7 protein-coding genes are annotated in these 6,958 nt (G+C 61.1%); 5 read left to right on the top strand and 2 right to left on the bottom strand.

The genetic code is table 11. The annotated features are described in order from the left end of the window. Positions 1-90 precede the first annotated feature (90 nt). Both ACW9HW_RS27920 and ACW9HW_RS27915 read right to left on the bottom strand, forming a co-directional pair. Entirely contained in the window at positions 91-840 is a 750-nt protein-coding gene (locus ACW9HW_RS27920) for a tellurite resistance TerB family protein (RefSeq protein ID WP_095193519.1), read from the bottom strand. 110 nt (positions 841-950) lie between these two features. After that, positions 951-1,688 carry a GntR family transcriptional regulator gene (locus ACW9HW_RS27915; RefSeq protein ID WP_095193518.1) on the bottom strand — a complete coding sequence of 246 codons (738 nt, stop codon included), beginning with the start codon at positions 1,686-1,688 and terminating at the stop codon, positions 951-953. A gap of 116 nt (positions 1,689-1,804) precedes the next feature. Between ACW9HW_RS27915 and ACW9HW_RS27910 the strand changes: the two genes are divergently transcribed. The 5 genes from ACW9HW_RS27910 (at position 1,805) to ACW9HW_RS27890 (ending at position 6,880) form a co-directional block, all read left to right on the top strand. Beyond that, positions 1,805-3,160 carry a class-II fumarase/aspartase family protein gene (locus ACW9HW_RS27910; protein WP_095193517.1) on the top strand — a complete coding sequence of 452 codons (1,356 nt, stop codon included), beginning with the start codon at positions 1,805-1,807 and terminating at the stop codon, positions 3,158-3,160. 71 nt (positions 3,161-3,231) lie between these two features. Continuing rightward, positions 3,232-4,533 (top strand): C4-dicarboxylate transporter DctA, encoded by a 1,302-nt coding sequence (gene dctA / locus ACW9HW_RS27905; RefSeq protein WP_457402540.1) that lies wholly within the window; start codon positions 3,232-3,234, stop codon positions 4,531-4,533. 200 nt (positions 4,534-4,733) lie between these two features. Further along, positions 4,734-5,456 carry a phosphatidylcholine synthase gene (pcsA, locus tag ACW9HW_RS27900; RefSeq protein WP_095193515.1) on the top strand — a complete coding sequence of 241 codons (723 nt, stop codon included), beginning with the start codon at positions 4,734-4,736 and terminating at the stop codon, positions 5,454-5,456. Between the two features lie 4 nt (positions 5,457-5,460). Continuing rightward, entirely contained in the window at positions 5,461-5,847 is a 387-nt protein-coding gene (locus tag ACW9HW_RS27895) for a DUF488 domain-containing protein (protein WP_457402536.1), read from the top strand. Positions 5,848-5,953: 106 nt separating this feature from the next. Then, positions 5,954-6,880: a universal stress protein gene (locus ACW9HW_RS27890; RefSeq protein ID WP_095193513.1), complete on the top strand. Its 927-nt coding sequence runs from the start codon at positions 5,954-5,956 to the stop codon at positions 6,878-6,880. The last annotated feature ends 78 nt before the right edge of the window (positions 6,881-6,958 follow it).

Genomic DNA, 6,958 nt, shown 5'->3' with positions numbered 1-6,958 from the left:
GGTTTTGCTCACACCACAGCCCCATTGTGGGAGCGAGCCTGCTCGCGAAGGCGTCCTGTCAGCCGACCTGAATCCGGCGGTTTCACACCATCAGACAGCCCCACCCCTCGCCTGCTGCTCCAGATGCACTTGCAAATCCGGATCAATCTGCAACGCCGCCGCCAGCTCATCCAGATAATTGCGCTCGGCATCCTGCTGATCATCCACCAGCATCACGCTGGCCAGGTACATCTCGGCGGCCATGCCGGGGTCGGTGGCCGATTGTGCCACCTCGGCAGGGTCCAGCGGCTTGGCGACTTCATCGTCGAGCCACTGCTGCAATTGCGGATCATCGGTATGACGGCCGATTTCGGTGCTGATCATCTGCTTCTCGGCCGGGTCGATCCGGCCGTCGGCCTTGGCTGCCGCGATCAGTGCCCGCAGGATCGCATGGCTATGCTCCTCGACTTCCGGGCCGGCCAACAGATCCACCGTGCGCAGCGCCTGTTGCGGTGCCTGTTGCTGCTGTGCGGCCTGGCTGCGCTGCCAGGCCTGATACGCCTGGAACGCCATCATCCCCAGCGAAGCCAGCGCGGCATAGTTGGTGCCGCCACCGGAACGGCCCTGAGGGGAACCGCCCATCGGCGAGCCACCGCCCAGCAGGCCACCGAGCAGTCCGCCCAGCCCGCCCATTCCACCCGCGCCGGCGCCGGCACCACCGCCACCGCCGCCACCCAGCAGGCCGCCGAGCAATCCGCCCAGGTCACCCAAACCGCCTTGAGCAGATGCCCCACCACCCTGTCGCGGCATCGCGCCCTGGCCGCCGCGCAGTAATTGTTCGAGCAGATCGCTGGTGTTCATGACGACGTCCTCATCGAAGGGAGTGATCCGTCAGGCAACAATAGTCCTCGCCGGCAATTGTGCCAGCACCGTTCAGCCGACCCCCAAGATCATGCCGGCTAGCGTTCGCGCTAGGCCGATGTGCGCTCGCGCCTCATCTGAGTGACCAGGGTAAAACGGTCCTCGGGATGGGTGGTTTCGGACACCACCATCAACCCGCCGTCCTCGTCGCGATATTGGCGAATGATATTCAAACCGGGGGAGCCCGGCTCTGCATTCAGGCTCTTGGCGATTTCGGGCGTCAGCAGGACCGCTCGCACTTGTTGATCCACCACATCGATGGTTCGGGCGAAATGCTGCTCAATCAGCGCGGCAATCAGTTCGTCCGGGTGTTGCTCGGCCAACTCGATCACCTCAGCGTAAATGTCCTGAGCGTAGACGTCGGTCCAGCACAGCGGTGCCCGGGCGTTTTGCTGATCGACCCGGATGCTCGAGACGCAAAAATAATGCTCGCCGGGCTCCAGCCCCAGACGCCGGGCCTGGGCGATGTCGGCGACAAAGTGGTGCACATGCTGAATGCTGCGAATCTGGGTTTCGGCCAGGTGAACCAGGTCCGACACCGAGGCCAGCGATTGCGAGTATCCCCCTTGAGGTGACGACGCTTCGACCCGCGTACCGACTCTTTTGCGCCGGGACACCAGCCCCTGGTTTTGTAATTGCGTGATGGCCGCCCGCACCGTATGTCGGCTCACGTCATACAGCTCGCACAGCTCAAATTCCGTCGGCAGCAGCGTCCCGACCGGGTAGCGCCCGCTGGAAATGCCCTCCATCAAGTCTTTTGCAACGACCGCATAGCGCGTCTGGCTCATACCTTTCATCAGTCCCGAACGTTCACCGAGTTGACAGTGTATCAGTGAGCACGTAAGAATTATGTACGGACATATTAGATATGTCCGATCAACAACAAACATATCAGGATTAACTCATGTCCAGCACCGTCTTCGACTCCGCCCTCTTTCGCGACATGTTCGGCACCGCCGAGATGCGCGGCGTGTTTTCCGACAAAGCCTTGATCGAACGCTATATCGAAGTGGAAGTGGCGCTGGCGCGCGCCGAAGCCCGCTGCGGCGTGATTCCGCATGAGGCAGCCGAGCAGATCGCCGAACGGGCCACCTACGCGTCCCTCGACCTGGCATTGATGCAGCATGAAACCGAAATCGTCGGCTACCCGATCCTGCCGCTGGTGGAACAGCTGTCGAAAACCTGTGGCGAGGCTGGACGCTACGTGCACTGGGGCGCCACTACCCAGGACATCATGGACACCGCCGTGGTCCTGCAAGTCCGTGCGGCGCTGGCGATTGTCGAACGCGACATCCAGGCCGTGCGCGGCCTGCTTGCCGGGTTGGCCAAGCGTTACCGCGATACCCCGATGGCCGGGCGTACCCACCTGCAACACGCGCTGCCGATCACCTTCGGCTACAAATGTGCGGTGTGGTTGAGCATGTTCGACCGCCATGCCGAACGCCTTGTGGAGCTGCGTCCACGGGTGGAAATCGGCCAGTTCGCCGGTGCGGCGGGCACCTTGGCGTCCCTGGGCGACAAAGGCCTGGAAGTGCAGGAAGCACTGATGGCCGAACTCGGCCTGGGCGTGCCGCAAGCCACCTGGCACGTGGCCCGCGACGGTCTGGCCGAAACCTTGAATTTCCTCGGACTGGTCACCGGTTCGCTGGGCAAGATTGCCCTGGACGTCATGATGATGATGACCAGCGAGTTGGGCGAAGTGTACGAACCGTTCGTCAAGGGCCGTGGCGCCAGCAGCACCATGCCGCAAAAACGCAATCCGATTTCCTGCGAATTGATGTACGCCGCCGCCAAAGGTGTGCGCCAGCAAGCCGGCCTGATGCTCGACGCGATGATCCAGGATTTCGAACGTTCCACCGGCCCATGGCAGGCCGAATGGATCGCCATTCCCGAAGCCTTCGCCCTGAGCGCGGCGTCCCTGGGTCAGGCGAAATTCATGCTGGCCGGGCTGGAAGTGCGCACCGAGCGCATGCGCAAGAACCTAGACATGACCCAGGGCCTGATCGTCGCCGAAGCGGTGATGATGGGACTGGCTCCGGCGCTGGGCCGTCAGGTCGCCCACGATGTGGTGTATGCCGCGTGCCGCTTGGCCAACGACGAAGGCACCAGCCTGCTCGACGCCCTGCTCGCTCAGGGTGAAGCCACCGCGCAACTGGATATCGAGGAACTCAAGCGCCTCACCGACCCGTCCAATTATCTGGGTCTTGCGCCGCAGATGGTCGATATCGCCCTGGCTCGCGAGGGTCGCGTCAAGCGCTGATCGTTGCGGGGCTCGCCATGAGCGAGCCCTTCTGCCTACCGCTCGCCAATAACAACAACGAGATCGCAGACATGACCACCCTCAACAAAAAACCGTTCTACAAGGACCTGACCTTCCAGGTCATCGCCGCCATGATTCTGGGCATTGCCTTCGGTTTTCTCGCGCCGGAATTTGCCGCCAAATTCAAGATTCTGGGCGATATTTTTCTCAAACTGATCAAGACTGCCGTAGCGCCGCTGGTGTTTTTCACCGTGGTCCATGGCATCGCCTCGGCAGGTGATATCAAGCGGGTCGGCAAGGTCGGCCTGCGCGCGCTGATCTACTTCGAAATCGTCTCCACCCTTGCCCTGGCTATCGGTCTGCTGTGGGGCAACCTGCTGAACATCGGCTCCGGCATGCACGACGCTCATCCGAGCAGCGCCACCGCCGCAGCCGCCAGTGCGGCGGTCGCCAAGGGTCACGCGCCGGCGTCGACCATGGACTTCATCTACGGGATCTTCCCGGACAACTTCGTCGGTGCGTTCGCCGGTGGCCAACTGTTGCAAGTGCTGGTGATCTCGGTGTTGTTCGGCTTTGCCCTGCTGGCCCTCAAGCCCGAGCGGCGCAGTGTCATCGAGGATGGCTTGAACCGGGTATCGGAATGCTTCTTCGAGTTCATCAACCTGATCATGAAGTTCGCCCCGCTCGGCGCCTTCGGTTCCGTGGCCTACGCCGTGGGTGCCAATGGCACCGCTGTGCTGATGTCGCTGGCCAACCTGGTGCTGATGTTCTACGTCTGTGTCGCGTTCTTCATCTTCGTGGTGCTGGGGGTCGTCTGCCGGATTTCCGGGTTCAGCCTGTGGCGCTTCCTGAAGTACATCAAGGATGAGATTTTCATCGTGCTGGGTACGGCATCGTCGGAAAGCGCCCTGCCGCGCCTGCTGCAAAAACTCGAGAAATTCGGTTGTTCCAAGCAGAGCGTCGGCCTGGTCTTGCCTACCGGTTATGCCTTCAACCTCGATGGCACCTCCATCTACATGTCGCTGTGCGTGCTGTTCATCGCCAACGCCTATGGCGTACCGATGAGTTGGGAACAGCAACTGGGCACCATTGCCATCATGCTGGTGACATCCAAAGGCGCGGCAGCGGTGTCGGGCGGCAGCTTTGTAGTGTTTGCCGCGACGGTGACCGCGATCGGCGTGCTGCCGGTCGAAGGCTTGGCCTTGCTGTTCGGGGTGTACCGCTTCATGTCGATGGCCATCGCCACCTGCAACACCATCGGTAACAGCGTGGCGACAGTGGTGGTATCCAAGTGGTCGGGCGAATTTACCGAGCAGACCGCGAAGGCTGAATATAACCGGGTATTTGGTCGCAATCCGGAGGCGGCGCTGTGAATCGTCAGACGGATCGATTCAGATAACCCACGTTGACCCCGGATTTATCCGGGGTCTTTTTTTGCGGCGCAGCTAAGATTCATAGGTGGTGAACCTTATTCCCGGATACCCGGTCGATACCTGCAACCCGACCCGGTTTGCCGCCGCCCTCGATACTGAAGGCGATGACTGGCTTGCTTCACTTTCTGGAGAACGCCCCCGTGATATCGACTCTACACATCGCCAGGCTCAAAGCGTGGGGAGCCCATGGTTTTACCGCCACCGGCGTGGTCACCGCCTTCCTCGCGACCCTTGCCCTGCTCGATAACCAGCCGACCAATTGCCTGCTGTGGCTGGGCGTGGCGCTGATCGTCGATGGCCTGGACGGCGCACTGGCGCGCAAGGTCAATGTGCAGTCGGTGCTGCCGAGTTTCGACGGCTCGATCCTCGATCTGGTCATCGATTACCTGACGTATGTGTTCATCCCGGCGCTGTTCATCTATCGCTACATCCCGCTGCCGGACTACACGCTGCTGCTGACCGTGTCGCTGATTCTGGTGTCGTCGCTGTTCTGTTTCTGCAACGTCAATATGAAAAGCAAGGACAACTACTTCCAGGGCTTCCCCGCCGCGTGGAACGTGGTCGCCCTGTGCCTGTACATCATCGCGCCGTCGCCGTGGATCACCTTCCTGACGGTAATCGGCCTGGCCTTGCTGACCCTGACCCGCATGAAATTCCTGCACCCGTTCCGTGTGCGCCGCTTCATGCCGATCAACATTGCCGTGACGGCGATCTGGCTGTTGTGCAGCCTGTCGCTGGTGATCAACCATCCGGTGATCAACCCGCTGGTGATGGGGCTCTGGCTATTGATGTCGGCCTATTTTCTGGGGATCTGCTTCTGGCGCACCGCGCTGGAGTGGTTCGACGGATCGCGGCTCAAGTAACGCCATGCCTATCCATATCGTGCGACTCGGTTCGCCGCGAAAACCCGACGAAGGTCTGCGCCTGGGCACCGTGCGCCGCCCTCCCCGTGGCGTACCGAAGGCCGAGTTCGCCACGCGGGATTTCTATGATGTGTGGCAGCCGTTGCTGTCGCCCAGCGCGGAACTGGTTGCCGAAGCATTGGCGGCACAAGATGCCAAGGCCTGGGCCGCGTTCGTGCGCAAGTTCAAGGCAGAAATGAAGCAGCCGGCCGCCAGCCAGATGCTGGATCTGCTGGCCGCCCTGTCCCATCACACCTCCCTGGCCGTGGGTTGTTACTGCGAGGATGAGGCGCATTGTCATCGCTCGGTGTTGCGTGAGCTGCTCAAGGCCCGGGGCGCGGAAGTTAATTGAATCCCACATTTGATTGGTGTGATGGCAGACACCTCCGATAACCGGCTCCAACTGCGACCAATCATGGTCAATACTTAACAAGCCGAACGCCCCCGGGAGGTTTGTCATGTCCGAGCAATCACGTTTCATGCTGGTGACTTCGCCACTGATGGAACACAGCCCCGCCTTCGATCGGGCGGCGGCGCTAGCCAAGGCTGAAGACGCGGCGCTGCACATCGTGGCGTTCGATTATCTGGAAGGCCTGGCCACGGCCAGTCTGGTCAATGAAAAGGCGCTGGAACAGATGCGTTTGGGCTATGTCGATCGCCACCGCCAGTGGCTCGAAGACCAGGCCCGGCCCTTGCGCAAAATCGGCGTACACGTCACCACCGAAGTGGCGTGGGTAGAAAAACCGCTGGAAGAGATTCTGATCCACCTCAAGGAACAGCCGATGGACGTGCTGATCAAGGCACTGGAGCACCAGTCGCTGCTGTCGCGGCTGATCTTCACCCCGCTGGATATTCACCTGTTGCGCGAGTGTCCGGTGCCTTTACACTTCGTCAGCCACGCGGTTAATGCCCTGCCCCGCAAGGTGGTGGCCGCGGTCGATCCCTTCCACCGCGATGACCACTACAAAAGTTTCAACGACCGGATCCTGCACGAAGCCTCGAAACTGGCCAGTGCCTGCAATGCCGAGCTTGACGTGGTCTACGCCTACGATCTTTCGTCCATCAGCTCCGACGAATTCGGCTTCGACAACGGCTCGGCGTTCTTCTCCTCGACCAAGAACAAGACCTTGTATGACGCCCAGCTGGAAGCCTTCAACGAACTGGCCGAACGCAACGGCATCGCAGGCCCCCAGCGACACATGATCATGGGCAGCCCGGCCAAGGTCCTGACTCGTTACGCCGATGCCTATGACGTCGACGTGATCGTCATGGGCCGCCTCGGCCATCGCGGCATGGGGCGATTGATCGGCAGCACGGTGGAACACCTGCTGTACAAAATGCCGTGCAGTGTGTGGGTGGTGTACACCGAGCGGCTGGATGAGTGATTAATCTGGGTTAGACACAAACCCTGTGGGAGCGGGCTTGCCCGCGATAGCGATCGTCCAGTCAAAGATACAGTGACT

The sequence above is a fragment of the Pseudomonas sp. SDO5532_S415 genome (genome assembly GCF_054071155.1).
This window is presented reverse-complemented; position numbering and strand designations above follow the sequence as displayed.